This window comes from Enterococcus diestrammenae (assembly GCF_049384045.1).
In the GTDB taxonomy this organism is placed as follows: domain Bacteria; phylum Bacillota; class Bacilli; order Lactobacillales; family Enterococcaceae; genus Enterococcus_C; species Enterococcus_C diestrammenae.
In genome coordinates this window covers 1-1253 of sequence record NZ_JBMRGR010000042.1, presented here as the reverse complement: position 1 = coordinate 1253, position 1253 = coordinate 1, and the positions used below count along the sequence as shown (strand labels likewise).

Here is a 1253-nt window from a genome sequence, read left to right as displayed (position 1 = left end):
GTAAGCGGGAAATAATCCAACGCATCGACAAATAGCCCTAGTCTCACTAAAATTTAGTGAGATTAGAGCTATTTTGCTATTTTGTTGGTCATCGTACAAGCAAGCTTCGCCTGTGCTGACCACGGCAGATAATCTTTGACCCGTTCCGGATGTTGGAAAATCTCTTGCTGGGGTAGTTCAGTAAACAGCCAGGTCAAATAACGAAAAGGCTCCAAGCCATTTTCCTTAGCGGTTTGAATGAGGCTGTAGCCGATGGCATTCGCTTTTGCTCCTTCTGGGCTAGTACTGAAATTCCAGTTCTTACGTCCCACTGTAACCGGGCGAATACTGCGTTCTGCGAGATTATTGGAGATGACCAACTGACTGTTTTCTAGAAAGGCACCTAAGCTCGTTTTGAGTTTTAAGGTGTAGTTGATTGCTTTTCGTAATGGTCCTTTCATCACGACTAGCCCTTCCATCCAATCCCAAAAGTGTTGTACTAAAGTTGCTGCGTCAGTTTGACGTTTGACTAACAGCTCCTTACCAGATAGCCCTTCTTTTTTCCAAATCCGCTCCAATCGAAACAATTCATCGCAATACCTCACGCCTACTGCTCCTTGTCCATAAGGATCGTTGGTTTCGATAAATTTACGTCGAACATGTGCCCAACAGGTTTGAAGTAGAACATCAGGAAGTTTCTGGTAAACTTGATAACCATCACAATGGAGGAATCCTTTAAATCCACGAAGGAAGCTTTCTGCCACCGCAAAACTTCGAGTTTCAGAAGAGTGGTAAAGGATAATCGGAACTGGTGCCGTCTCTGCGGTCCGAAAGAGCCAGATACGAGAATCACTAGTAGCTGGTTTGCCATCTTCACGATACAAAATTTGATAAACCGTCTCGTCTGCGGATAAGACTTCCTGCTGGAGAAGTTCTTTTTTCATAGCTTCGTATAGCGGCACGCCCCATTCCAGAAGGCTTTTATTATGCCAGTTGGCCAAGGTTCGTCTTGAGACAGCTAACCCATGGCGTAGCCATTCTTTTTCCTGACGATAAAATGGAAGGCTCATTTCTAGTTTCTGATAGATGGTATTCGCTAAACAGCTAGGGCCAGCTAAGCTCTTAGGCAAAGCTGGTTTAGGTGCTTCTGAACGATGGATATTGTTTTGTCCATTCTTCTTGCATTCCCTGCATTCATAAGCTTCTTCGTAATACTCATTTTTCTCTAAATGAGCAGGAACATAATTCAACTCTGTGCGTGCTAATTTGCGTCC

At 44.1% G+C, this 1253-nt stretch carries 1 protein-coding gene; it reads right to left on the bottom strand.

Features of this window, described 5'->3' with window-relative positions:
• Positions 1 to 68 precede the first annotated feature (68 nt).
• The coding region (gene tnpC, locus ACO03U_RS13715) for an IS66 family transposase (protein WP_423104960.1) at positions 69 to 1253 on the bottom strand (1185 nt) is incomplete at its 5' end.